This is a genomic window from Brevibacterium sp. Z349TD_9 (assembly GCF_056173565.1).
Genome location: NZ_CM149680.1, coordinates 859871 through 882082, shown reverse-complemented (window position 1 = coordinate 882082; position 22212 = coordinate 859871). Strand labels below are relative to the sequence as shown.

The window sequence follows — 22212 nt, the reverse complement described above, 5'->3', positions numbered from 1 at the left end:
CCGGCGCTCGGCGACACCACGCTCATCTTAGTGACCCGGCGCCGCGCATTCTCCTCAGTGCACCCTGTGCAGGTTCTGCGAACCCTCAGCCGCACCGACGCGGTCATCCGACAAATACGCGGTTAGCAGACCGCGTTTTTGTCGGTTCACCGCGTCGGAGTCAACGCAGCTCTCGCGGGCGGGTCTCGCGTCCGGTGAGCCAGTACGCGGCGGCGAGGACGGCGAGTGCCCCGGTGAGCGCGAACGCCCACGAATAGCCGGCGTGGTCGACGATGACTCCGGCGAGGACGGGCCCGAGGATCGCACCCCCGTCGAGGGCCATCTGGTACTTCGCGAGTACCCGCCCGCCTCTGCGCTCACGGCCGACGACGTCGGCGACCGTGGCCTGCTGGGCGGGATTGGCCAGCCCGGAGCCGATGCCGGCGAGTATCGAGAGGGCGAAGAAGACCCAGAGTGCATCGGTGAAGGCGAGCGCGGCCGTCGAGAGCCCGAGCGTGAGCAGACCCCAGATGATGAAGGTCCTGCGTCCGTAGGTGTCGGCGAAGCGGCCGACGAGTGCGACGGCTGCCGCGTTGCCGAGGGCGAACATCGTCAGCGCGAGTCCGGCCGCCGCGGTGTCGGCGCGCAGCGCCTGGATCGCGAACAGGGGGTAGATCGCCACCCGGATGCCCATCGCCGACCAGCCCTGGACGAACGCGGAGACGAGTGCGGCACGGTACGCGGAGTCCTGCCAGGCCTGCCGGAACGTCATCACCTCCTGCGCAGGCAGATCCGCGGCTGCGGCGATCCGCGCCCGGCCGAGCTTTGTCGCCGATCCCGCCGAGGCGGTCGAGGCGAGGAAGATCCGCACGACGGCGGCGGCGACGACGAGGCCTGCGGCGTAGATGATGAACGGCACGCGCATCCCCCACCCGGCCATGAGTCCGCCGAGGACCGGTCCGGCGATGTTGCCGACGAGGAACGCCGTGGCGTACGTGCTCGACGCCTTCGCGCGGGCGTCGACGGGGGCCAGTCGGATGATGAGCGCCATCGCGGAGACGGTGAACATCGTCGATCCGATGCCGCCGAGTCCCCGGAAGACGAGGAGCTGCCAGTAGTTCTGGGCGAAGGCCACGGCCGCGGTGGAGGCGGCGACGATGAGGAGACCCGTGATGTAGATCCGACGTTCGCCGAAGGCGTCGACGAGTCGACCCGATGTGGGTGAGAAGACGAACCGGAAGAGGGCGAAGGAGGAGACGACGATCGACGCCGCGGTCACCCCGAAGTCGAAGCTCGCGGCGAACTGCGGGAGGACGGGGGCGATGATGCCGTAGCCGAGCGCGACGATGAAGGCCGCAGCGACGAGGACGTAGATCTCGGTGGGCAGCCGCCTCGTCGTCGACGGGTCCTCGGCTGCCGGCTCCTCGCCCTTCACAGGGTGTCGAGGAACTGGTCGGGGTCCGGCCGGGGTCGGGTGCCCGCGGCGAGCCGCGCGCGGTACCGTTCGGGGACCGAGCCGATGTAGAACCAGCCCATGAGCAGCTCGCCGTCCCTGAGGCGGTGGAGCCTGCGCACGGCCGGGGCGTTCGTCAGGTGCCCGCTGCGCCACATCACTCCCCACCCGGCCTGCCAGAGGGCGAGTTCGAGGAGGTGACCGGCTCCCGCCGCGGTCGCGTGCTGCTCCCATTCGGGGACCTTCGGGTGCGGGGTCGGCGACGAGACGAGCGCGAGGAGCAGTTCGGCCCGCAGCGGCTTCGTATTGACCTCACCGTCCTTGCGCGTGACACCGTCGGCTTCGTCGAGGGCCTCACCGAGGCGGATCCGGTCGTCTCCCCGGAGGATGAGGAAGCGCCACGGTTTGAGAGCCTTGTGGTCGGCAACGGTCGAGATGATGCGGATGATCTCTCGGAGGTCGGAGTCGCTCGGCGTCTCCGGGCCCACCTTGGAGATCGAACGCCGGGTGGCGATCGCGTGGAGCACCGGATCGGTGAGTGAGTCGATCGAACTCGGGGCGGAGTAGTCCGGTCCGGTGCGCCCTCTGTTCGCCTTCGCGGGAGCGAGACGGGCACCGTCGGGGTCAGCGGGTGATTCGCTGGTGGTGCCGAAGCCGCCGCCCGCGGCGTCACCGACGTTCGTCTCGTCGCCGACACTCGTCCCGTCGCCGAGCGCAGCACCGCCGACGACCGTGCTGTCCTCGACGGCTCCCGCGCCGAGGCGAGTGAGGGATTCCCTGGCCGCGAGCTTCATCGCCCACGGACCGGTCTCACCGTCGAGGAAGTACGCCCGTGTCAGCTCCCGTTCGTGGTCGGGCCGCTCGCGTTTCCCCCGGCGCTTGTCCTTCTTCGCGCACCCGGACTTCTTCCTGCTCCCCATTCAGCTCACCCAGTTCGCATAGGCCTTCCGTGCCTGCGAGAGTTTGGGGTCGATGATCACCCGGCAGTAGCCGTTGTCGGGATTGTTCGAGTAGAAGTCCTGGTGGACCGTCTCAGCGGGGTAGAAGACACCGAGCGGTTCGAGGGTCGTGACGATGGGCTTGTCGAAGTACTCCTGGGCCGCTTCGATCGCCTCGGCGAACCGGGCCTTCTCCTCCTCGTCCCGGTAGAACATCGCCGACCGGTACTGTGTGCCGACGTCGTAGCCCTGCCGGTTGAGGCTCGTCGGGTCGTGCCCGGTGAAGAAGAGTCCGAGGATGATGCTCTCGGGCACGATCTCGGGATCGAAGGTGACCTGAAGGGCTTCGGCGTGACCGGTCGTGCCCGAGCACACCTCACGGTAGTGCGGGTCGGTGGTGTGACCGCCGGTGTATCCGGAGATCACCGAGGTCACGCCCGTGGTGCGCTGGTAGACGGCGTCGAGGCACCAGAAGCAGCCTGCGCCGAGGGTGAGAGTGCGGAGTTCGCTCATAACAGGTACAACGACGTCCGTGTCCGCTTATTCCCGCACCGCTCAAGCACCGTCGGTGCGGAAGGTGAGGTCCTCGGGTGCCGGCCAGTCCGCGAGCGTGAGGGGCGCTTCGATGCTCACCGCCGCGAGGTCAGCGTCGTCGACGTCCTCGCCGTCGATGAGGTCAGGCTCCACCCACCCTTCGATCCCCTCGGGGTGAAGGGTTCCCGGTGCTGAGGCACCGAGGTTGTCGGCCGTCATCGCCGCGACCTCGGCATCGAGCTCGGCATCGACTCCGTAGAGGTCGATGCGGTCGAGGAGTCCGTCCCGGATGTCGAGGCTGAGTTCGTAGAGTGCGGGGTCAGCGCTGGATCCGGACCTGTCCGCGTCCCGCTCGAAGAGCGCACTGACCGGGTAGGTGTGGTTCGCCGGGATCGCCCTCGGAGCCTCTGCGTCGAGGTACACGTCGATGCTCGAGACGTCCTCTTCGGCGAGCAGAGCGGAGAGGTCGGCATCGGAGAGCTCGATCGGATCATCCCCGGGGAACTGCTTCCTCGAGTAGGGCACCGTGATGAAGAAGCGGCCGTGGTCGAGCTGGGCGCGGATGACCTCGGCGACGTCCTGGGACTGCGGGTGGGGTTCGTCGAGGAGGGCGTCGAGGGAGGCCCGCACGTGCGCGGGGAGTTCGATCTCGACGGGAGCGACGTCGATGTGCCCGTCGAGGGCTTCGCGGGCGACGAACTCCTCGGCCCTGTCGACGGCGAAGGCGGTGGCCGCGACGACTGAGGAGTTGATGACGGCACCCAGTCCGCGACCGAGCCCGTCGGGCAGCTTCTCGTCCCAGGAGTCCTTGAGGTTCTGGATCGGTCCCCAGAGCATCCAGCTCGCAGCACCGGCCGCGGCGGCGGCTGCGAGGTTGAGGAACGCCCGCGACCTCCACGTCGCATCCTCGATCCACCAGGCCTCCGGATCGCCGCCGTCGACGTATCCGAACGGTTCGTCCTCGGCGTAGCGGGCAGGCTCTCCCGCCTCAGCGCCGCCGGGGGCGACGAGGTCGACATCGGTGTCCGCGAAGGCCCTCGTCCCGCCGAGCCACGTCATCGCTGCGGTCGCGACGGCGTAGGCGGCCCGTGCCGTGTTCTGGTGCTCGGCGGCGAAGTCGCGGCGGCGGACGATGCTCAGTGCACCGGAGCCGATGGTCGAGACGGTGCGGACGAGGAGACGGTGGCGTGCTGGGATGTCGGGAAGGCGCATGCCCTCATCGAATCATGCGCACCTGAGGTGCGCGTGTGAGTCTCCCGGCCACGACCCGAACCGCCCCGCCGTGCGCCGAGATTCCGGCAGCGTCGTCAGAGCACCGGCACCGTCGTCAGAGCAGCAGGCCGCTCGGCAGGGTGAACCCGAGTTCCGTCGCAGCCCGCTGGGTCGAGGGCTCGTTCCACAGTCTCGCGACCGCCGCGTTCGTCGACAGGGACCGCATCTCGGCCTTGTCGAGGAAGAGGATGCCGTCGAGGTGGTCGGTCTCGTGGGCGACGATGCGCGCCGACCAGCCGGTGACCTCCTCGTCGATGGGCGCACCGGTGAGGTCGACTCCGCGCAGCCCGATCGTGCGGGGCCGGGCGACGACGGCCTGGTAGCCGGGGATGGACAGGCACCCTTCGTAGAAGGCGGCGAGCTCACCGGTGACCGGTTCGTACTGTGCGTTGAGCACGGTGCGCAGCGGCAGCGGTTCGCGTTCGCGGACGGCGGCGACCTCGGCGCTCACGGCTGCGGGATCCTCGGCGACGAAGATCGAGAGTCCGACGCCCACCTGGGGGCCTGCGAGTCCGACACCGGGGGCCTCGCGCATCGTCTTCGCCATCACCTCGGCGAGGCGGGCCAGGGTCGCGTCGTCGACCTGACCGGAGTACGGCAGCACCGGGGCGCGGAGGATCGGATCGCCGGCCCCGACGATCGGGGCGATGCCGTCGTGGGCGTCCGCTGCGGCGAGGCCCTCGTCGATCTGCTGAGCGACGATCGCATCGGTGAGGTTCACGGGGAACTCCTGGTGGTCGGGCCGGTCAGCGGGCGCGGGCGACGATGAGTTCGGCGTGCTTGAGCAGCGGGGCGTCGATCATCTTCCCCTCATAGGCGAACGCCCCCTTCTCCGTTCGTGCCAGGTCGAGGACCGCGCGCGCCCACTCCAGCTGTTCGTCGCTGGGGCGGAAGGCCTCGCGGACGACCGGGACGTGGTTGGGGTGGATGGAGACCTTTCCGCTGAACCCCGATTCGCAGGCGTCCTCGGCTTCCTCGCGGAGACCGTCGAGGTCGGGGATGTCGGCCCAGATCGAGTCGAGGGCGTGTTTGCCGTGTGCGCGCGCGGCGAGCAGCGTCGAGCTGCGGACGTGGGAGACGACGTCGCGCCACGTGCCGTCGGCGCGGCGCGAGGATCCCCCGCCGAGATCGGCGATGAGGTCCTCGGAGCCCCACATGAGGCCGTGGACGTTGGGGGCGGCGGCGATCTCGGCCGCGTTGATCGTCCCCAATGCCGTCTCGATGAGGGCGATGACCTCGAGGCCTCCGAAGACGGTGAGGTCCGAGGCGGATTCCGCCTTCGGCAGCATCACGGTCGTGTAGTCGGTGCGCTCGAGCATCCGCAGATCCTCGCCGAGGTGGTCGGAGTCGCGGGGATTGACGCGCACGACGGTGCGGGACGGGTCGAGCGGGTAGTCGACGACCGCTTCGCGGGCCTCGGCCTTGTCGGCGTCGTTGACGGCGTCCTCGAGGTCGAGGATGACGATGTCGGAGCGTTCGGCGGCCTTCTGGAACCGATCGGGCCGGTCTCCGGGGACGAAGAGCCAGGCGGGGGCGAAATCGAGTGCCATGGGTGGTCTCCTCACTCTTCGGTCGAGGTCTGCGGGGACTGCGCTGACGGGGCTGGCGAATCCGAGTTCTGCGACTGCGCCGCCGCATCCGCGGAAGGTCCCGCAGAACCGGAGGGCTTGGCGTGCGAGGAGTCGAACATCATCGTCTGGCGCACGGCCTTGGCCACCAGCTGCCCGTTCTGGTTGTACCCGCGGTGCTCGAGGGTGACGATGCCCTGCCCGGGGCGGGACTTCGAGGCGCGCTTGTCGAGGATCGTCGTCTCCGCGTAGAGGGTGTCGCCGTGGAAGAGCGGGGCGGGGAAGCTCACCTCGGAGAAGCCGAGGTTGCCGACGATCGTGCCCTGCGTGAGCTGGGAGACGGAGAGCCCGATGAGGGTGGCCAACGTGAACATCGAGTTGACGAGGCGCTGGCCGAAGGGCTCGGTCTCGGCGAAGGCGGCGTCGAGGTGGAGGGCCTGCGTGTTCATCGTCACCGCGGTGAACCACGTGTTGTCCGCCTCGGTGATGGTCCGGCCCGGCGCATGCCTGTACACGGTGCCGACCTCCATCTCGTCGAGCCACAGTCCGCGCTGCTCGACGACCTTGCTCTCGCTCATTCTCCGCTCCTTCGTCGTGATGGTCTTCACCATACCGTCCGCCCGTGACACAGCCGACGGTTGGGAGGTCCGCGTGAGGTCGGCTCAGTGTGGGCGCGGGCGGATGAGCGCGCCGAGAGCTGCGCATGCGGCGGCGACTGAGAACGCCGGGATCGGTCCGGCCTCGGCGAGGAGTGCTCCCACCAGCGGGGAGCCGATGGCCTGGCCGAGAGCGAGGACGAGGAACCCGAGTCCGACCCCGGCCGCGGGTGCGTCGGCGCAGATCTCCGTCCCCCAGATGAGCACCAGACCGGTGAGGACGATGTAGACGGCACCGAAGACCGCTGCCGACGTCCATGCTGTGGCGAGGCTGCCGGGGACGAGGGCGAAGGCGATGGTGACGGCGGCGAGGACGAGCATCGACAGCGTCCACGCCGGGCGCAGGCCCAGCCGCCGCACAGCATCGCCAGTGATCGCCCCGACGAGTCCGCACACCCCGAGCAGGATCCAGGCGATCGCCGAGGCGGTCGGACCGATCCCCTCGGCCCCGCCGAGGAGGTCGCGGCCGAACGTCCACACCGCTGAGCTCGCGATTCCCATGAGTGCGGCGGCGGCGATGAGTCGGACGCCGCCCGCTCGCAGCAGCGGTCCGGGCAGGAAGGCCTGCCGACGGTTCGACTGCGTCCCTGTCTCGTCCCGGCGCGGAACCGCGCGAGCGACCCAGACGGTGACGACCGCAGCGATGACGGCGAAGGCCCACCACGCCAGCCGCCACTGTCCGACGGTGAGGAGGGCGACCGGTCCCGCGAGGGCGACACCGGCGCCGGTGCCTGCGTTGATGACCGTCTGCGTCCGATCTCGGACGCCGCTGCGCACGAAGAGGGCAACGGCATGGGCGAGCGGCGGCGAGGCGATACCGGTGCTCGATCCGGCGAGGAGGACGCCTGCCGCGAGCACGAGCGCGTTCGGGGCCACGGCGACGACCGCGGTGCCGACCGCGGCGACGACTCCTGCGCTGACGGCGACGACGCGAGCACCGAGGCGGGGTGTGAGGATCGTCGAGACGACGATCGCGACGCAGTAGGCGATGTAGGAGCCGGAGGCGATGGCGCCGGCGGTCTGTGGGTCGAGTCCGAACTCGGCGCGGAAGGCGGGGAGGAACATGCCGTAGGCGAATCGGGCGAGGCCGTAGCAGACGGCGATGAGGCAGAGCCCCGCCGCGGTCAGGCGCAGGGTGCCGAGTCGGCCGAGACCCGGTCCGCCGGTGCTCGTCGTGGTCATCGTCGGTCCTCTCCGGAGGGCGTCGTCGGAGCGAGTCGTGGAGCGCGTCACAGAGTGCGTCGCACCCCTCGAACTTCACAGGTCTGTGAACTATCCTGCAGGCAGGTACACTGATCTGTAAAGTCCGAATCGACATCGACGTCGGTGAAGACCGGATGCCGAACGGCGGTCGACACGGAACCCGAGGGAGGGAGCAGCGATGAGGCCAGACCCGCACGACGACCTCACTCCCCCGCAGCTGACGCCTGGCGCGCGACGGATCCTCGACACCGCCGCCGCGCTCTTCTACTCCCGCGGCATCCACGCCGTCGGCGTCGACACGATCGCCGAGGAGTCGGGGCTGACCAAGCGGACCCTCTACGACCGCTTCGGGTCAAAGGACACCCTCGTCGCCGCCTACCTCCAGGTCAGACATGAGGCCTGGTGGGCTCGCCTGGAGAAGCGCCTGGCCACGCTCTCGGCGGAGTCGACACCGGGCAGCCGCGCGCTCGCGGTGTTCGACTCCTACACCCTCGACTCCGAGTCGAGCGACCGCGGCTGCGCCTTCGTCAACGCCGCCGCCGAGCTTCCGTCCGATCATCCTGCGCACGGCGTCGTCCGCGCCCACAAGCGTGCGGTCGAAGGACTGCTCGCGGACATCCTCGGCGACAGCCCCGATCCGCGGTCGCTCGCAGAGCACATCTTCCTCCTCCTCGAAGGCGGCATCGTCCACCGCGGCATCGACGGCGACGATCATCGTCTCACCCATGCCCGGCGGATCGTCGAGGACCTCGTGGCGGCGTAGTCGGCGCCCTGTCCGCTCTGTGACGATCTCCACGACAGAACCGTCCGGACGGTATAGAGTCGCACCTGCGCATGGCTCTCAGCCGGCGCGCAGCGCAGGACGAACGGTCAAAGGAGACCACAGCCGATGATGGACAGGGACTTCCGCACAGAACTCGACCGCCGCCTCGACCTCTACGAGGACCCCGAGAGCGACGAGGGCATCCTCGATCCCCTGCCGTGGCGCGACCTCGGCCTCTCCGTCGCCGTCCTCGCCGTCCTCTCCGCAGCCCTTCTCGCGTGGTGCCTGCTGTGAGCCGGACACCGCGCCGCTTCCAGCGCACCGCTCTGGCGGACGCCGGATCGACGAGCGATCTGCCGCTGCTGACCAAGGATCGGATCTGGAGCTTCTGGGACTTCTCGGCGGCGAACATCGGCCTGGCGATCGCGACCTGGGCCTTCCTCCAGGGCGGGGCCGTCGCCTACTACGTCGGAGCGAAGGAGGCCGTGGCGAGCATCGTCATCGGCTACGGGATCTCGATCGTCCTCGTCGCCCTCGCCCCGTGCATCCCCGCCGTCCGCTACGGGATCGAGCAGTTCGTCTCCCTGCGCTCGGCCTTCGGCACCGGCGGTGCCCGGGCGATCATGCTCGCCCTCTCCGCCCTGCTCGCCGCCGCGTGGGCCGCGGTGCTCGCGATCATGTGCGGCCACGCGTTCGCGAACGTGTGGAATGCGCTCTTCGGCACGGACTTCGCCACCGACAGCCTCACCGTCAAACTCATGGGGCTGTCCGCGGTCGTCGTCTCGTGGGTCATCCTCATGCGCGGCCCGACCTCGATCGAGACGGTCAACAAGATCGTCGCGCCAGGGCTCGTCGTCGTCACCCTCGTCATGCTCGTCCTCATCCTCACCCAGGTCGGGTGGTCCGAACTCGTCTCCCTCCCGCCCCTGGCCTTCGACGTCGACAGGCACATGGCGTTCATGCTCGCGATCGAGCTCAACATCGCCGGCGGCCTCGCATGGTGGCCGAACGTCGGCAACCTCGCCCGCCTGACGAGAAGCTCGCGGGCGGCGTACTGGCCGAACATGATCGGCCTCTTCCTCGCCTCGGTCATCGCCGCGGTCGTCGGTGCGTTCTCGGCGCTCGCGCTCGGCTCGGACGACCCGACACAGTGGATGATCCCCCTCGGCGGCTTCGTCCTCGGCGGACTGGCGCTCGTCTTCGTCGGCTTCGCGAACATCACCTCGATCGTCGCCCAGGGGTATGCCGCACTCGTCGCTGTACGCGGAGGCACCGGCAACATCGGCCGGAGGATGCCCTGGCCGGTGCTCGGCGCGGTCATCCTCATCCCCGCCGTCGTCCTCGTCTTCTTCCCCGACGCCACCTACAACAACTACGGTCGGTTCGTCTCGTGGGGTGCGATCGTGCTCGGACCGCTGTGCGCGATCCAGCTCGTCGACTTCTTCGTCCTGCGCAGGCAGCGCCTCGACATCCGCGCGATGTACGACAACCGATCCGGCTCCCCATATCACTACACCGGCGGGTTCAACCTCGTCGCCTTCGCCTCGATGGCCGCCGGTGCGCTCGTCTACGCGCTGCTCCTCAACCCGGTCGACTACGTCCCGTCCGAACCGTTCCGTTGGCTCACGGCGTCCCTGCCGTCGATGGCGGTCGCCGGCGGCCTCTACTGGGTGCTGTCGAGAACCGTCTCGATGCGCCTCGGACAGGGAGGATTCACCTCGTCATCCGACTGAAGCGTCGAAAGCCGACTAGGCTAGGAGGCAGGCGCTTCGGCCCCCGGACTAGCACGAGGAGAGTCATGGATCGCGAATCGATCGAATGCTGGCTGACCGACATGGACGGTGTCCTGGTCAGGGAGAACAGCGCCCTGCCCGGTGCCGCCGAGCTGCTCGCCCAATGGCGGCGGGCCGACATCCCGTTCCTCGTGCTCACGAACAATTCGATCTACACGGCCCGGGACCTCTCTGCGCGCCTGCGCTCGAACGGGCTCGAGGTCCCCGAGGCGAACATCTGGACCTCGGCGATGGCCACGGCCGATTTCCTCTCCCACCAGGTCGAGCACGGCACGGCCTACGTCGTCGGCGAGGCGGGACTGACGACGGCCATCCACGAAGCCGGGTTCATCATGACCGAGCACGACCCCGACTTCGTCGTCGTCGGCGAGACCCACAATTACTCCTTCGAAGCGATCACGAAGGCGATCCGGCTCATCGATGCGGGCTCGCGCTTCATCGTCACCAACCCCGACGCGACCGGCCCGAGCCCCGAGGGCGTGCTCCCGGCGACCGGCGCGATCGCGGCCCTCATCACGAAGGCGACGAACCGGGTGCCCTACGTCGTCGGCAAGCCCAATCCGATGATGTTCCGCTCGGCGCTCAACAAGATCGGAGCGCACTCGATCAGCACGGCGATGATCGGCGACCGCATGGACACCGACATCATCGCGGGCATGGAGGCCGGCATGCACACCGTCCTCGTCCTCTCGGGGATCTCCACCGCCGAGGATGTCCGGAAGTATCCGTTCCGCCCCGACGAGATCCTCGACGGCGTCTACGACCTCCTCGACGTCCCGCTCGAGGAGCAGGGCAGCCTCGGCGCCGACGTCACCGGTTCCGCGTAGGCGCCGGTCGTATCGCGGCGCCCCCGAGGCGGATCCGGTCCGATATCCGGCCCGATTTCGCATCGGATCCTCCTCGGGGAGGCGTCTCGGTCTCAGCGCACCCCGCTCTCCCCGGTCACCCGCCGAGGCGGGACTCGAGACGCTGTCTCTGCGCCTCGGTGGCACCGGGGCCGGGGTGGGCCTCGATGCCGGGGACGGCGACCTCGGCACCGCAGCGATCGCATGCGGTCCGCGCCCCGCACTCTCCCCCGCAGCCGGAGTGCCGGTAGACGACGGGAGGGCCGTCGGGTGCCGCCCAGCGGTCGCCCCACGCGGTGAGCGCGATGACGACCTGCCCGAGTTCGGCGCCCTTCTCTGTCAGCCGGTACTCCCTCCCGCCTCCAGTGGCCGACTCGTCGATGGCCATGAGGCCGTTGGCGACGAAGTCGGCGAGGCGCTTGGTGAGGATGTTCGGCGCGATACCGAGGCTGCGTTCGAACTCGGAGAAGCGCGTCATCCCGGCGAACGCCGCATTGCGGATGATGAGCAGACTCCACCTCTCTCCGACGACGTCGAGCGCTCGGGCCGCCGAGCAGTTCTCACGTGCGTACTTGCTTCCCAACATGCTCAGGAATCCTACCGTTATCCACTTGCATGATGAAAGTCACACGCCGTAGACTCATCCTCACCATGCTCACGCTGTGATCGGAGTCACATGTCCATTCCAGAGATCGTCGACGAAGCCACATGGCGCGAAGCGCGCAGGCGCCTGCTTGAGAAAGAGAAGGACCTTACCGCGCAGATCGATCGCCTCAACGCCGAACGCCGCCGCCTGCCGATGGTGCCGGTGACGAAGGACTACCGGTTCGAGGGCCCCGACGGCGATGTCGGACTCCGCGACCTCTTCGGCGACCACCGACAGCTCATCGTCCAGCACTTCATGTTCGATCCCGCCTGGGACGCGGGCTGTTCGAGCTGCACCGCAATGGCGAGCTCTGCCGCGCATCCGGCCATGCTCGACCAGCTCGCCGGCCGCGGCACCGCGTTCGCCGCCGTCTCCCGCGCGCCGCTGTCCAAACTCGTCGCCTACCGAGAGGCGAAGGGCTGGTCGTTCCCCTGGGTCTCCTCGGCGGGCAGCGACTTCAACCTCGACTTCCACGTCACCCTCGATCCGGACCTCGCCCCGAACTCATACAACTTCCGGGACGGGGACGAGCTCATCGCCGCTGACCAGGAGTGGCTGACGACGTATCGGGGCGAGCAGCCGGGGATCAGCACCTTCCTCAGGGACGGCGACGACGTCTTCCACACCTACTCCGTCTACGCCCGGGGCCTCGAGGTGATGATGCCCGCATACGGCATGCTCGATCTCACCGCGCTCGGCCGGCAGGAGAGCTGGGAGGAACCCGCCGGTCGGGCGCCCGCCTTCTACCGCCACGATGCCGGAGTCCTCAACCCGGAGGTCGTCGACGCCTGAGCACACCGGGCCAGCCCGCGCTAGACTCGCAACTGCCCCTGCTCCGCCGGAGGCCGCAGCACCGCGTCGACGGCGACCGACACCGGATTTCCAAGGAGGCAGCCGATGGCGCAGGCCCACCCCCATCCTTCCGCGACCGGCGAGTCGAGCTCCCCGTCACAGAAGACCGGTCCGACCCGGGAGAGCGCTGCCGACCGCCGGGAATGGCGGAAGATGCGCCGGCACATCCGGCCGACGACGATGTGGGACGTCCCGCTGCGCCTCCTCATCGCCGCGGTGGTCCTCGGTCTGCTCACCCCGCTCGTCGACCGCGGACTCGCCCAGGTCTTCTCCCCGTACCCGGATCTCGACTCCGGCAGCGTCGCCTCGCTGCTCGGGATCATCTCCGGTGCCATGGTCACGCTGGCCGGCCTCGCATTCGCCGCCCTGACGACGCCGATGAGCCTGGGGATCACGACGATGTCCGTGCGCCTGGCGCCCCTCCTCCAGAGCGACCGCGTCGTTCAATGGGCCCTGGGCTCCTTCGTCGCCACCTTCGTCTATTCGCTGCTCATCGCCCTGAGCATCGCCCTCGGCGAGGACAGCTACAAACCGTGGACGGGCACCGTCGGAGCCGTCCTCGTCACCCTCGCCTGCGCGGTGATGTTCCTCGCCTTCGTCGTGCGCGTGTGCACACTGCTCAACTCCGGGGCGCTGCTGCGCCGACTCGCCCGTGACGGGTGGAAGGCCCTGCGCTTCTCCCCAGACCGATTCCACACCCACGCCGTCGCCGTCTCCGAACGCTCGGTGCCCGACGGCCACCTCGTCCGACGTCGACACTACGGCTCCGGCGGCGACGCTCTGCTCGCCGTCAACACTCCTCGTCTGCTCGACTTCGAGGACGCGTGGGGATGCACGATCGAACTCGTGCCCACGGTGGGAACCCCGGTGCCCGTCCACACCCTGCTCTTCCGGACGAGTGAGGCGCTGACGAGCAGACAGGAGGCCGAACTCGAGAAAGCGGTGGCCTTCGGCGACATCGAATCCCCGGAGAACGGTCCCTTCGGGGCGATCCGCACGATCTCCGACATCGCGCTCAAGGCGCTCTCCCCGGCCGTCAACGACCCGTCCCGGGCGGTGCAGGCACTCGACCAGATCGAGGCGATCCTCATCCGGCTCTCACCGATGATCGACGCGCAGGAGAAGGAGCTCGCCTCCCGTCCCGACGCCTCGGTGCTGCGCGACTGGACGCGCAGCTGGGCCGAGTACGTCGCCGCCGCCACCGACGAGATCCGCCAGTTCGGAACCACCTCGATCCAGATCCAGCGCCGCCTGCGCGCGCTCTTCGCCGACCTCGCCTCGCTCTGCCCCGCATCCCAACAGGAGGCACTGAGCGAACGTGTGGCCGTCCTCGACCGGGGCACCGACCGGTGGTGGGAGGACCCGCTCGATCGTCGGCTCTCAACCGTCGCCGACCCCGAGGGCATCGGCGGGGCCGAACGGTACTGAGCCGCCGCCTCGGCGAGGGAGCTACGCGAGCGCCGACATCAGCCTCATCGCCGACTCCATGTACTTCCGCGTCCACGGCCGCTGCATCCACTCCTCGAGGGTGAGCTCGTGGCTCTTCTCCCGGTAGTCGTCGATGACCGCAGAGATGTCGCCCACCAGGTCGCCGCCGGTGGTGAGCAGGCTGATTTCGTAGTTGAGCCCGAAGGAGCGCATGTCCATGTTCGATGAGCCCATGACTCCGTACTTCCCGTCGACGACGAAGCACTTCGTGTGGAGGACCGCGGGCTTGGGGTAGAGGAAGATGCGCACACCCGCCTCGAGCAGCGCCTGATAGTACGAGGCCTGGGCGCGACCGACGACGTACTGGTCTGCCTCCTCGCTGACGTAGAGCTCGACGTCGACGCCCCGGTAGGAGGCGGTGTTGATCGCCGCGAGCAGCGACTCGTCGGGGATGAAGTAAGGACTGACGATCGAGAGCTTCTCCTGCGCGAGGTAGAAGAGGGAGTTGAAGACCTTGAGGTTGGGCTCGGTGGTGAACCCCGGCCCCGAGGGCACGAGCTGCATCCCGCAGACGTCTCCCCCGACGTCGGGGACCTCGACGCCCCACACGTAGTCGCGGATGCCGAGCTCCTCCCCGCTCTCGGTGTACCAGTCGGTGGCGAAGACAGCTTCGATCGTCGCGACGATCTCCCCGCTGACTTCGACCATGATGTCGTGCCAGTGCCGCCCGACCTTGATGTTCGCCTTCATGTCGTAGCTCGAGTCGATCATGTTCTGCGAGCCCATCATCGCCCGCTTGCCGTCGACGACGAGGAGTTTGCGGTGGTTGCGCAGGTCGATGCGCCGCGCCTTGCCCTGCCACGGGATGAACGGGAGCATGAGGTGCCATTCGATCCCGGCCGCGGTCAGACGCTTGCCGAGCGAATGGAATCCCGGGTACTTCCGCGATCCGATGTGGTCGTAGAGGACGCGCACGTGCACTCCGCGGGCGGCTGCCCGCTTGAGCGCTTCGAAGAAGACGTCAGTTGTCCTATCCCAGGCCATGATGTAGATCTCGACGTGGACGTAGTTCTCGGCTCCGTCGACGAGTTCGGCCATCCGCTCGATCGTCCGGTCGTAGTCCATGCTGATGCCGTGGTTGGTCCCGGTGACCATGGGCAGTTCGGTGAGGTTGCGGGCGAGTTCGGCGATGAGGTCGAAGTCGCGCGGCGCCTTGAGCGACGGCGGGACATCGGGCAGGTCGTCGGCGCCCTTGTGCATGAGTTCGTTCGCCATCGCCTGGATGCGCGCCCGCCTGCGGTTGATGTAGGGGCTGCCGATGAGGAGGAAGAGGGGGATGCCGACGATGGGCAGGAAGAGGATGAGGAGCAGCCACGCCGATGACGACGACGGCCGCCGGTTCTCCGGGACGACGCCGATGGCGATGATCTTGACGATGTACTCGATGACGATCCAGGTCACCGACAGCACTGTCGTCCAGTTGATCGACGACCAGTCGATGGGCTCCATCCGCGACCTCCGTTCCTCGGTTGAGGTCCACCCTAACCGGACGAACCCCTCGCTGAGGCGGTCCGCCGCTCCGTACGGAACGACGGGACCGCCTCGGCGAGGGGTGGGTGGTGCGACTCCGGCGCAGAGACCGGGAGGGTCACCTCAAGGTCACGAGATCTCAGAGTCCGAGTTCGCGGGCGATGAGCATGAGCTGGACCTCGGTCGTGCCCTCGCCGACCTCGAGGATCTTCGAGTCGCGGTAGTGGCGGGCGACGAGGTATTCGTTCATGAAGCCGTAGCCGCCGTGGATCTGCGTGGCGTCGCGGGCGTTGTCCATCGCCGCGTCGCCGGCGATCATCTTCGCGATCGCCGCCTCCTTCTTGAACGGCAGGCCTGCGAGCATCCGGGAGGCCGCGAGGTAGTAGGCGGTGCGGGCGGCGACGACGCGGGCCTCCATGCGGGCGATCTTGAACTGGATGCCCTGGAAGTCGGCGATCGCATGCCCGAACGCCTGCCGGTCCTTCGCGTACTTCACGGATTCGTCGACGCAGCCCTGGGCGGCACCGACGGAGAGCGCGGCGACGGCGATGCGGCCCTCGTCGAGGATGCGGAGGAAGTTCGCGTAGCCGCGGCCGCGTTCGCCGAGCAGGTTCGCCTCGGGGACCTCGACGTTGTCGAAGGTGAGCGGGTGGGTGTCCGAGGAGTTCCAGCCGACCTTGTCATACGCGGGTTCGGCGGTGAAGCCGGGGGTGCCGGCGGGGATCATGATCGTCGAGATCTCCGGGACCTCACGACCCGACTTCGAGGTCTTCGTCCCGGTCACGGCGGTGGCGGTGACGAGGCGGGTGATGTCGGTGCCCGAGTTCGTGATGAACGACTTCGAGCCGTTGATCGTCCACGTGCCGTTCTCCAGCGTCGCCTTCGTCCGGGTGCCGCCGGCATCGGAGCCGGCTTCGGGTTCGGTGAGGCCGAAGGCGGCCAGCCCCGAGCCGTCGGTGAGCTTCGGCAGCCACTCCTGCTTCTGCTCCTCGGTGCCGAAGCGGTAGATCGGCATCGCGCCGAGGGAGACGCCGGCCTCGAGGGTGATCGCGAGCGACTGGTTGACGCGGGCGATCTCCTCGATCGCCAGACACAGGGCGAAGTAGTCTCCGCCCATGCCGCCGTACTCCTCGTCGAAGGGCAGGCCGAAGAGGCCCATCTGCCCCATCTTGGCAACGAGGGCGTAGGGGAACTCGTGCTTGGCGTCGAGCTCGGCGCTGACGGGGGCGACCTCCTCGTCGGCGAACTTCGCCACGCCCTGGCGCAGGTCTTCGTACTCCTCGGGCAGCATGCCCGGTGCGAATGCGGTCATGGTGGTCTCCTTGGTGGGTGCGGTGGTCATCGGTCGGTGTTCGCGGGGGCGGTGTCTGCGGTGCCGGGTGAGTCGGCGGTATCGCCGGTGTCGGCCGTGTCGTCGACGACGGTGGCGAGCACCTCGTCGAGGGCGACCTGGGCTCCCGGCACCGCGGTGACGGTGACGGTGCCGGCCGCGGGCGCGGTGAGCACGTGCTCCATCTTCATCGCCTCGACGACGACGATCGGATCGCCCGCCTCGACGTGGTCGCCGGAGTCGACGCGGACCTCGACGACGGATCCGGGCATGGGGGCGAGCACCTCGGCGCCGCCCTCGCCGGGGGTGAGCGAGGTGTCGGCCTGGGTGCGGGTGAAGACGTGGATGCCCCGGTCCCCTGCCACCCAGATCGTCCGGTCGCGGGCGTCGGAGAAGACCCGCCCGGTGTGCTGGACGCCGTCGACGAGGACGTGCCAGATCCCGTCGTCATCGACGACGACGTCGTCGACGCGGCTCTCCACGTGCGCGGACTTCCCGTCGACGGTGAGGTCGACCGTGGGCCGGAAGTCCGGACGGGAGGTGCGGAAGGTCCGCGGCTGCGCCCACGCCGAGGCGGCGCCCGCCTTCGCGAGCGTGTCCGCGGTGAGCTCCCCGGTGATCTCCGCCCCGGCACGGCCCTGGGTCGCGAGCACGGCGGCAACGGCGAACTGCCGGTCGATGTCCGTGGCTGTGTGGGCGAGCTCATCCTCGCCGAGGCGGTCGATGAGGGAGGTGTCGAGGTCTCCGGCGGCCACCTCTGGCAGGGTGATGAGGGTGCGGAGGAAGTCGATGTTCGTCACGATCCCCGGCACCGCCGAGGCGGCCAGTGCCGCATCGAGCCGGTCGAGGGCGGTGGCCCGGTCGGGGCCGGTGGCGATGAGCTTGGCGATCATCGGATCGTAGTCGGAGGCGACCGCCTGCCCGGCGTCGAGTCCGGCGTCGACGCGGATGCCCTCACCGTCGGGGAAGACGACGTCGATCGCGCGGCCGCCGGTGGGGAGGAACCCGCGGGCGGGATCCTCGGCGTAGATGCGGGCCTCGACGGAGTGCCCGGTGAGCGTGATGTCGTCCTGGCTCAGCGGCAGCTCCTCGCCGGCGCCGACGCGCAGCTGGAGTTCGACGAGGTCGACCCCGGTGACCTCCTCGGTGACGGGGTGCTCGACCTGGAGGCGGGTGTTCATCTCCATGAAGAAGAACTCGTCGGGACGGTCGGCGCCGACGATGAACTCGACGGTGCCGGCACCCCGGTAGCCGACCGAGCGGGCGGTCTCGATCGCGGCCTCACCGATCCGGGCCCGCGTCTCGTCGTCGAGGAGCGCGGAGGGGGCCTCCTCGATGACCTTCTGGTGGCGGCGCTGGAGCGAGCATTCGCGTTCGCCGAGGTGGATGACATTCCCGTGCGCATCGGCCATGACCTGGACCTCGATGTGGCGCGGGGTGGCGACGAGGCGTTCGAGGAAGAGCGTGTCGTCGCCGAAGGAGTTCGCGGCCTCACGGCGGGCGGTCTTGAGTGCTGCCGGGAGTTCGGAGGGCTCGAAGACGGCGTGCATGCCCTTGCCGCCGCCTCCGGCGGAGGGCTTGATGAGGACGGGGAAGCCGATGTCCTCGGCTGCGGCGATGAGGGCCTCGTCGGAGGACCCGGCGTCCTTCGTGCCCGGCACGAGGGGGACGCCGTGGGCCGAGACCGCCTGCTTCGCGGTGATCTTGTCGCCCATCGTCCGGATCGCCTCGGGGCCGGGGCCGAGGAAGACGATGCCGGCGGCATCGCAGGCGGCGGAGAAGTCGGCGTTCTCGGAGAGGAACCCGTAGCCGGGGTGGATGGCCTCGGCTCCAGTCGCCTTCGCTGCGGCGATGACCTTGTCGATGTCGAGGTAGGACTCGCTCGCCTGGGCGGGGCCGAGGCGCACGGCGGTGTCGGCGGCTCTCACGTGGGCGGCGTGGGCGTCGGCGTCGGAGTAGACGGCGACGGTGCGGATGCCCAGGCGCTTGGCGGTGCGGATGACGCGGAGGGCGATCTCGCCGCGGTTGGCGATGAGGATGGTGTCGAACATAGTCAGCTCACATTCTGAAGACGCCGTAGCCGTCGGCATCGAGCGGTCGGCCAAGGGGCGAGAAGCGGGCGAGGTCGAGGGCGAGCGCGAGGATCTCGCGGGTGTCGGCGGGTTCGATGATCCCGTCGTCCCAGAGTCTCGCGGTCGAGTAGTACGGGTTGCCCTGGGCTTCGTACTGGTCGCGGATGGGCTGTTTGAATGCGTCTTCGTCCTCCGCCGACCAGGTCTCCCCGCGGGCTTCGATCTGGTCGCGTTTGACGGTCGAGAGCACGCTCGCGGCCTGTTCGCCGCCCATCACGGAGATCCGGGCGTTCGGCCACATCCAGAGGAATCGCGGCGAGTAGGCGCGGCCGCACATCGAGTAGTTGCCGGCGCCGAAGGAGCCGCCGATGACGACGGTGAACTTCGGGACGCGGGCGGTGGCGACGGCGTTGACCATCTTCGCGCCGTGCTTGGCGATGCCGCCGGCTTCGTAGTCGCGGCCGACCATGAAGCCGGAGATGTTCTGGAGGAAGACGAGCGGGATCGTGCGCTGGTCGCAGAGTTCGATGAAGTGCGCGCCCTTGACCGCGGATTCGCCGAAGAGGATGCCGTTGTTGGCGATGATGCCGACCGGATGGCCGTCGATGTGGGCGAAGCCGGTGACGAGGCTCGTGCCGTACTCGGCTTTGAACTCGTGGAACTTCGACCCGTCGACGAGGCGGGCGATGACCTCGTGGACGTCGTAGGGGACCTTCGAGTCGACGGGGACGACGGAGGTGAGCTCGTCCGGGGAGTGCAGCGGTGCCTCGGGTTCGATGACCTCCCAGTTCGGGGCCGGCTTCGGTCCGAGCGTGGTGACGATGTCGCGCATGATCTCGAGTGCGTGGGAGTCGTTGGCCGCGAGGTGGTCGGTGACGCCGGAGACGCGGGAGTGCAGGGCGCCGCCGCCGAGGTCCTCGGCGCTGACGACCTCACCGGTCGCGGCCTTGACCAGGGGCGGGCCTCCGAGGAAGATCGTGCCCTGCTCGGAGACGATGATCGTCTCGTCGGCCATCGCCGGGACGTAGGCGCCGCCGGCGGTCGAGGAGCCGAGCACCGCGGCGAGCTGCGGGATGCCGGCGGCGGAGAGCGTGGCCTGGTTGTAGAAGATCCGTCCGAAGTGCTCGCGGTCGGGGAAGACGTCGTCCTGGTTGGGCAGGTTCGCCCCGCCGGAGTCGACGAGGTAGATGCACGGGAGCCGGTTGTCCTTGGCGATCTCCTGGGCACGCAGGTGCTTCTTCACCGTCACCGGGTAGTACGTGCCGCCCTTGACGGTGGCGTCGTTGGCGACGATGACGCATTCGCGGCCGTTCACCCGGCCGATGCCGGTGATGATGCCCGCTCCCGGGCTCGCATCGTCGTACATGCCGTTCGCGGCCAGCGGGGAGAGCTCGAGGAACGGGGTGCCCGGGTCGAGGAGCGCTTCGACGCGGTCGCGGGGCAGCAGCTTGCCGCGGTCGACGTGCTTCTGCCGCGACTTCTCCGGTCCCCCGCGCGCGGTGGCCGCGACGCGGTCCCGGAGTTCGGCGATGAGCTCGGCATGCGCCTCGGCGTTCGCCTGCCCCGTCGCCGGATTGACGGCAGTTCCCACTGCTCTCATTCCCATTCCCCTCACTGCACGTTTCAGTTAATGGATGTTAACTGACTGCTATGATACTGCCCACAGGGCGGGTGTGACAACGCGCACGCCGACAAGGCGACTGGGAGGAGTGAGGATGGCGACGACGTCGACGCGGGCTGCGGCGAAGGCCGCCCGGCGCGAACAGCTGCTCACGGTCGCGAAGACGCTCTTCGCCCGGCACGGCTTCCACGGGGTGCGCCTCGACGACCTCGCGAAGGGGGCGGGAATCTCCGCGCCCGCGGTCTATCGGCACTTCGAGTCGAAGGAGGCCGTCCTCGAGGAGCTCCTCGTCGGGATCTCGGAATACCTCCAGTCCGGGGGTGCGGAGATCGCCGGGGGCGCGCCCGTGAAGGACTCGACCGATTCCCTCGCCGAGGCGGTCCCGCCTCACCCCTCCCCCGCCGACGCGGGCTCGACCCTGCGCACGCTCATCGACTTCCACATCGCCTTCGCGATGAGCGAGCCCGACCTCATCCGCATCCAGGACCGCGACTTCGCGGCCCTGCCCGAGTCCTCCCGACGGATCGTCAGGCGGCTGCAGCGACAGTACGTCAGCCGGTGGGCCGACGTCGTCACCGCGCTTCATCCGGACTGGTCGCAGGAGGCCGCGACCGTGCGGGTCCACGCGGCGTTCGGGATGATGAATTCGACGCCGTATCAGGCCCGCGGGTCGGCAGCCGAGGTGGTCCGCCGGGAGCTGCGGGCCGCCGCGTCCGCGGCGCTCGGTCTCCCGGCGGAGGTCGAGAACCTCAGGGGACGATGACGAGCTTGCCGCGGGTATGCCCTTCAGCACTCGAGCGGAAGGCGTCGGCCACCTCGGCGAGGGGGAAGATCTGGTCGACCTCGACGCTGAGCTTGCCCGCGTCGACGAGCTCGGTCAGTCGGGCCGTCGTCGCCCCGTCGGGGCGGACCCAGATGTAGCGGCCGCCGTGCGTGGTCACCGTGGGGTCGGCGATCGAGGCGTGGGCGCCGTCGTCGGCGAGGACGGCGAGGGTGGTCTCGAGCTGACCCCCGACGAAGTCAGCAACGGCGTCAACCGGACCGTCGGCGAGCTCGCGGACCCGGTCGGCCAGACCCTCGCCGTAGGTGATCGGTTCGGCGCCAAGGCCGCGGAGGTAGTGGTGGTTGCGTTCGGAGGCGGTGCCGATGACGCGGGCGCCGGCGGCCTTAGCGATCTGCACGGCCATGCTTCCCACCCCTCCGGCGGCGCCGTGGATGAGGACGGTCTTCCCGTCGAGGTCGCCGAGGGCGTCGAGGGTGCGCAGGGCGGTGTTCCCGGCCAGGGGCAGCCCGCCGGCCTGCTCCCAGGTCAGTCCCGCGGGCTTCTTCGTCACGGCGTGGACGGGGACGGCGACCTTCTCGGCGAAGGTGCCGCCGCCGAGGACGTCCTTGCGGGCGTAGGCGACGACCTCGTCGCCGATCTCGAATTCGGGGGTGTCGAAGCCGAGGCCGACGACGGTGCCGGCGACGTCCCAGCCGGGGATGACGGGGAACTGGGTGGGCAGGAACTTGTCGAGACCGCCGCCGACGAGCTTCCAGTCGACGGGGTTGACGCCGGCGGCCTTGACCTCGATGAGGACGGAGGCCGGTGGGACCTTGGGGTCCTCGATCTCGCGGACCTCGATGTCGTCGAAGTCGTCGGTGAACCGGTCATAGACAGCTGCGCGCATTGCGTCTCCTCGGTCGGGGTGTGGAGTGAGATCGCGGGCCACCGTGTTGTGCGCCCGTG

Annotated in this window: 21 protein-coding genes; 7 read left to right on the top strand and 14 right to left on the bottom strand. The window is 69.1% G+C overall.

What is annotated here, in order from left to right; genetic code table 11:
- Nucleotides 1-160 precede the first annotated feature (160 nt).
- The 8 genes from AC0VYB_RS03855 to AC0VYB_RS03820 all read right to left on the bottom strand — a co-directional run bounded on the left by AC0VYB_RS03855 (nucleotide 161) and on the right by AC0VYB_RS03820 (nucleotide 7582).
- Nucleotides 161-1414, bottom strand: coding sequence for an MFS transporter (locus AC0VYB_RS03855; protein WP_063249279.1), 1254 nt, complete (start codon nucleotides 1412-1414; stop codon nucleotides 161-163).
- On the bottom strand, nucleotides 1411-2352 hold the full coding sequence (locus tag AC0VYB_RS03850; protein WP_259819852.1) for a nitroreductase family protein: 942 nt from the start codon (nucleotides 2350-2352) through the stop codon (nucleotides 1411-1413). Before AC0VYB_RS03850 ends, AC0VYB_RS03855 begins: the two co-directional genes overlap by 4 nt.
- Nucleotides 2353-2883, bottom strand: a complete 531-nt coding sequence (gene msrA / locus AC0VYB_RS03845; RefSeq protein ID WP_009380907.1) for a peptide-methionine (S)-S-oxide reductase MsrA — start codon at nucleotides 2881-2883, stop codon at nucleotides 2353-2355.
- Between the two features lie 42 nt (nucleotides 2884-2925).
- On the bottom strand, nucleotides 2926-4116 hold the full coding sequence (locus tag AC0VYB_RS03840; protein WP_259863219.1) for a hypothetical protein: 1191 nt from the start codon (nucleotides 4114-4116) through the stop codon (nucleotides 2926-2928).
- 115 nt (nucleotides 4117-4231) lie between these two features.
- The gene (locus AC0VYB_RS03835) at nucleotides 4232-4897 is read right to left on the bottom strand and encodes a peptide deformylase (RefSeq protein ID WP_063249281.1); all 666 of its coding nucleotides are present in this window, start codon (nucleotides 4895-4897) and stop codon (nucleotides 4232-4234) included.
- Nucleotides 4898-4922: 25 nt separating this feature from the next.
- Nucleotides 4923-5726 (bottom strand): HpcH/HpaI aldolase/citrate lyase family protein, encoded by an 804-nt coding sequence (locus AC0VYB_RS03830; protein ID WP_063249282.1) that lies wholly within the window; start codon nucleotides 5724-5726, stop codon nucleotides 4923-4925.
- 11 nt (nucleotides 5727-5737) lie between these two features.
- Nucleotides 5738-6322, bottom strand: a complete 585-nt coding sequence (locus tag AC0VYB_RS03825; protein ID WP_063249283.1) for a MaoC family dehydratase — start codon at nucleotides 6320-6322, stop codon at nucleotides 5738-5740.
- 84 nt (nucleotides 6323-6406) lie between these two features.
- Entirely contained in the window at nucleotides 6407-7582 is a 1176-nt protein-coding gene (locus tag AC0VYB_RS03820) for an MFS transporter (protein ID WP_063249284.1), read from the bottom strand.
- 199 nt (nucleotides 7583-7781) lie between these two features.
- Here AC0VYB_RS03820 and AC0VYB_RS03815 point away from each other — a divergent pair, with 199 nt between their 5' ends.
- From AC0VYB_RS03815 to AC0VYB_RS03800, 4 genes are all read left to right on the top strand, one after another.
- Entirely contained in the window at nucleotides 7782-8366 is a 585-nt protein-coding gene (locus AC0VYB_RS03815; protein ID WP_063249285.1) for a TetR/AcrR family transcriptional regulator, read from the top strand.
- Between the two features lie 126 nt (nucleotides 8367-8492).
- Nucleotides 8493-8660 (top strand): hypothetical protein, encoded by a 168-nt coding sequence (locus tag AC0VYB_RS03810; RefSeq protein ID WP_162909042.1) that lies wholly within the window; start codon nucleotides 8493-8495, stop codon nucleotides 8658-8660.
- A complete protein-coding gene (locus AC0VYB_RS03805; RefSeq protein ID WP_259800913.1) occupies nucleotides 8657-10099 on the top strand; it encodes a purine-cytosine permease family protein in 1443 nt (480 codons plus the stop codon). The genes AC0VYB_RS03810 and AC0VYB_RS03805 overlap by 4 nt, the downstream gene beginning before the upstream one ends.
- A gap of 65 nt (nucleotides 10100-10164) precedes the next feature.
- On the top strand, nucleotides 10165-10986 hold the full coding sequence (locus AC0VYB_RS03800) for an HAD-IIA family hydrolase (RefSeq protein ID WP_009380898.1): 822 nt from the start codon (nucleotides 10165-10167) through the stop codon (nucleotides 10984-10986).
- Between the two features lie 115 nt (nucleotides 10987-11101).
- Here the strand turns inward: AC0VYB_RS03800 and AC0VYB_RS03795 are convergent, their stop codons facing one another.
- Nucleotides 11102-11590: a winged helix-turn-helix transcriptional regulator gene (locus tag AC0VYB_RS03795; protein WP_063249287.1), complete on the bottom strand. Its 489-nt coding sequence runs from the start codon at nucleotides 11588-11590 to the stop codon at nucleotides 11102-11104.
- A 90-nt stretch (nucleotides 11591-11680) separates the two neighbouring features.
- Between AC0VYB_RS03795 and AC0VYB_RS03790 the strand changes: the two genes are divergently transcribed.
- The gene (locus tag AC0VYB_RS03790; protein WP_063249288.1) at nucleotides 11681-12442 is read left to right on the top strand and encodes a DUF899 domain-containing protein; all 762 of its coding nucleotides are present in this window, start codon (nucleotides 11681-11683) and stop codon (nucleotides 12440-12442) included.
- Between the two features lie 105 nt (nucleotides 12443-12547).
- Complete coding sequence (locus AC0VYB_RS03785; RefSeq protein ID WP_259819856.1) at nucleotides 12548-13930, top strand: DUF2254 domain-containing protein; 1383 nt, start codon at nucleotides 12548-12550, stop codon at nucleotides 13928-13930.
- 21 nt (nucleotides 13931-13951) lie between these two features.
- On the opposite strand, the gene cls is transcribed toward AC0VYB_RS03785, so the two are convergent.
- From cls to AC0VYB_RS03765, 4 genes are all read right to left on the bottom strand, one after another.
- Nucleotides 13952-15439 (bottom strand): cardiolipin synthase, encoded by a 1488-nt coding sequence (gene cls / locus AC0VYB_RS03780; protein WP_009380895.1) that lies wholly within the window; start codon nucleotides 15437-15439, stop codon nucleotides 13952-13954.
- 160 nt (nucleotides 15440-15599) lie between these two features.
- Complete coding sequence (locus tag AC0VYB_RS03775; RefSeq protein ID WP_009380893.1) at nucleotides 15600-16772, bottom strand: acyl-CoA dehydrogenase family protein; 1173 nt, start codon at nucleotides 16770-16772, stop codon at nucleotides 15600-15602.
- A 26-nt stretch (nucleotides 16773-16798) separates the two neighbouring features.
- The gene (locus tag AC0VYB_RS03770; RefSeq protein ID WP_009380892.1) at nucleotides 16799-18841 is read right to left on the bottom strand and encodes an acetyl-CoA carboxylase biotin carboxylase subunit; all 2043 of its coding nucleotides are present in this window, start codon (nucleotides 18839-18841) and stop codon (nucleotides 16799-16801) included.
- A gap of 7 nt (nucleotides 18842-18848) precedes the next feature.
- Nucleotides 18849-20462: a carboxyl transferase domain-containing protein gene (locus tag AC0VYB_RS03765; RefSeq protein WP_009380890.1), complete on the bottom strand. Its 1614-nt coding sequence runs from the start codon at nucleotides 20460-20462 to the stop codon at nucleotides 18849-18851.
- Nucleotides 20463-20577: 115 nt separating this feature from the next.
- Here AC0VYB_RS03765 and AC0VYB_RS03760 point away from each other — a divergent pair, with 115 nt between their 5' ends.
- Complete coding sequence (locus tag AC0VYB_RS03760) at nucleotides 20578-21246, top strand: TetR/AcrR family transcriptional regulator (RefSeq protein WP_009380888.1); 669 nt, start codon at nucleotides 20578-20580, stop codon at nucleotides 21244-21246.
- On the opposite strand, the gene AC0VYB_RS03755 is transcribed toward AC0VYB_RS03760, so the two are convergent.
- Nucleotides 21233-22153 carry an NADP-dependent oxidoreductase gene (locus AC0VYB_RS03755; protein ID WP_009380886.1) on the bottom strand — a complete coding sequence of 307 codons (921 nt, stop codon included), beginning with the start codon at nucleotides 22151-22153 and terminating at the stop codon, nucleotides 21233-21235. The two genes, AC0VYB_RS03760 and AC0VYB_RS03755, sit on opposite strands and share 14 nt — an antisense overlap.
- Between the last annotated feature and the right edge of the window lie 59 nt (nucleotides 22154-22212).